This window comes from Pinirhizobacter sp. (genome assembly GCF_035317885.1).
Lineage (GTDB): Bacteria > Pseudomonadota > Gammaproteobacteria > Xanthomonadales > Rhodanobacteraceae > Pinirhizobacter.
On the sequence record NZ_DATHFX010000158.1, the window covers coordinates 1 to 3,176 of the forward strand.

Consider the following 3,176-nt stretch of genomic DNA (forward strand, 5'->3'; position numbering starts at 1 on the left):
AACTGGTGGGTCGTCTGGTCCTGGACGACCAACGCTGCATCACTGCCACGCTCGGTAAAGCCATCGGCATGCAGGCGTACGTCGGCCACGTTGAGGAACGGCTCGACCGACGACTCCCCACCCAGCTCGAAGCGATACGAACCTTCCACGTACGCCTGGGTGGTCGAAGCGTCATAACTGCCGTTCGTGGCACCGGAGAAAGTCCCGACGACCGGGAAGCGATGGCTGTCCACCTGCTGCCACGCATGGGCGACGCCGGCCTGCAGGCGCAGGCCGCCGAACGCGGTACCACCGTAGATGCCGGCGTGCGTGGCGGTCACATGCGCCGAGGATGCCAGGCCGTCGACGCTCAGCGAATTCTGCCCTGTCCCCACCACGGCGCCGACGCGGCCATTGGCGCCGGCGGCGACGTCCGCACCGAGCAGCAGGCCACTGCCGTTGGCCTGCAGGCGCGAAGCATTGTCGTTGCCGTCGTGGTCACCGCCGTGGCCCCAGGCCGCGGCCCAGGTATCAACGGCAGGCGCACCGTTGCCGGAAGCGGGGCTGGCCAGGTGCTGGTTGATGGCATCGCGCACATAACGGCTATCGTCCATCAGCGCCGTGCGCGTGCTGGCATGAAGTTCACCGGACACCTGGTCGAACGCCTTCGCGGCGGATGCCGCATCGAGCAAGGTGGCTGCGCTGTAAAGCGGACTGGCAAAACCCAGGCCCTCCAGCGCACCAGCGGTATTGCGCTCGTTGGCAGTACCGGCCGTCGAGGCGAAGGCAATATCGTTACGCTCAAGCGACAGGCCCACGGTGTTGGCGGTGTAGGAAAGCACGGGGTCGAGGAATACCAGGCTGGATGAAGCTCCGGCGAATTGCCCGCTGATGCCCTGCGCGGCAGTAAGGATGGTGTAGTTGGTGCGTGGTGCCCAGGTTCCGCCCTGCCCCAGCACCAGCGTGCTGCCGGCGATGGCAGCCTTGCCGCCGACCACCAGTTGGTCGGACTGGCCCGCGGGTGTCGCCTCGATGGCAAGCGTGCCACCGGCCTGCTGCGTGTAGTTACCGCCGATGGTGAGCGTGCCCAGGCCCACGCCAGGAGCCACGGTGCCTGCGTTGACCACGTTGCCGCCGATGCGACCGCCACCGGTGAGCGTGGCGCCACCGGCCACTTGCACGTTACCCGCCAGGCTCGCCGAGGGCGCCGCAGCGCTACCCACCTGCAGACTACCCGCCTGCACGGTGGTGCCACCGGTCGCGGAATTCACACCGGAGAGCACCAGGGTGCCGGTGCCGGTCTTCTGCAACCCTGCTGTGCCGGAGATCACGCCTGCCTGCGTGGCGAGGTCCGCGCCGTCCACCTCCAGCGTGGTGTCGCCCTGGAGCACGATCGCGTTGCCAATGGACAGACCGCTGCCGTAAACCACCGTTGGACGTACGGCGAGCAGGCGCCCCGTACCCAGCGCGCTGGCGTTGCCCAGCACCAACCGCGTATCGGTGGCGGTGGTGTCGCCCGTGTAGGTGTTGGCGCCCGTGAGCGTCACCGTGCCGGCACCGGTAGCAACCGAGGCGAAGTTCGAGATGATCCCGCCATAGCTGAAGGCGTTGCCAGACCCTGGCACCACCAGCAACGAGCTGCCGCCGGAGCCGCCGGAGATATCGCCCTTCACCACCGCCGAACCACCAAGGATCTGCAGCTGCGAATGGCCACTACCCAGGTCCACCGCCTTGCCGCTGCCATCGGCGGTGATCGTGCCGTAATTCACCACCGTCGCATCCTGCGCGCCGGTCGATACCACGGCAGCACTGCCTCCGCCTTCGAAAGTGCCACCGGCAAGATTGGTCAAGGTCACGTTGAAAGGCGTGGCGGCGCCGGTGAAAGCAATCGCCGAATCGCTCTGTCCGCGGATCAGTCCGCTGTTGGTCACCGAAGTGTCGGCGAAAATGCCCTGTACCGGGATCGCGTTGCCCGTTACCGGATCGGCGTCCAGGCCCGCAAACGTGATGCCGCGGCCGATGCCACCGTTGAGGTTGTCGCCCTCGATGGTGCCGCTGTTGACGATGCTGCCGCCGCCGACGGTAACGCCTTCACTGGTGTCGTTGAAAGCCTGGCGCGAGATGATGGTGCCGGTGTTGGTGAGGTTCACCACGCCGTCGATATCCACGCCGTCGCCGTCGCCGGTGGTGCTGCCGCCGGTGATCGTCCCGTGGTTGACGACGGTCACCTGTTCCTTGTTGTTGAAACCGTCCAGGTTGATGCCCGAACCGTTGTCACCACGGATGGTCCCGCCAAGATTGTTGGTGACGTTCAAGGTGAACGTGCCATCGGTGCTGGTATCGGTGTTGCCGCCGGTAATGCCGTGGCGCGCGCCTTCGATCGTGCCGGTCCCCGCCACGGAAGCTGAGCCGGTGGTGGCGTTGACAATGGTGATACCGCTGTTCGCCTGCAGGTCGACGCCATCGCTGCTGCTGGTGCTGCCGGCATTGACCGTGGCGCGGATGATGCCGTCGTTGTACACAAAGCCGTTGACGCCGGGACGCACGGCATCCGCTTCGTTGGCCGTGATCACACCGGTGGCATAGTTGTAGAGCGTGTTCTGACCGGTGGTGATGGCGTTGAAGTCGATCGCCTGCGATCCGCCTTCGGAGGCGTTGGCAGAGCTCAGCAGGCCACTGTTGTAGAAGGTGACATTGCTGTTGGCCTTGTTCATCTGGATCACGTCGCCATCGGCCGCACTCATGCTGGCGCCGGCGTTGTTGGTCACGGTGAGTGTAAGGTTGCCGGCGTTGTCGCGAATGGCGCGGCCGGTACCTGTCTGGGCAACGATACCGCTATTGGTGAACGTCGAGGAACCGGTGATGGTCACGGCGTTGGTGCTGCCGCCCACCTGCAGCGTACCGCCCGCCGCCACCGTGCCGGCCTGACCAGCGGCAAGCGTCTGTCCTGCCGTGAGGGTCTGGCCATTGGCCACGGTGAAGTTCGCAGCCATCGCCTGGCCGCCCTCCAGCGCCATGAGGATGCCGAGGACGAGGGTGAGCTTTTTCATCGATGCCTGCCAGGGAGGTTAAAAGTCCCAGTGTGGAGAGGCTTCGATGACAGAATCTTTACCGGTTCATGGCATGGCGCCGCCGAGTGACCGCAGGAAATCATCGACGGCGTTGGTGTACGCACCCGGCTTACCCAGGGTGAGGTT

Annotated in this window: 1 protein-coding gene; it reads right to left on the minus strand. The window is 65.6% G+C overall.

Annotated features, from left to right (window positions below):
• Window positions 1–3,029: autotransporter domain-containing protein (locus tag VK519_RS04760; protein WP_324347986.1), on the minus strand; the 3,029-nt coding region annotated here is incomplete at its 3' end.
• Window positions 3,030–3,176: the final 147 nt, after the last annotated feature.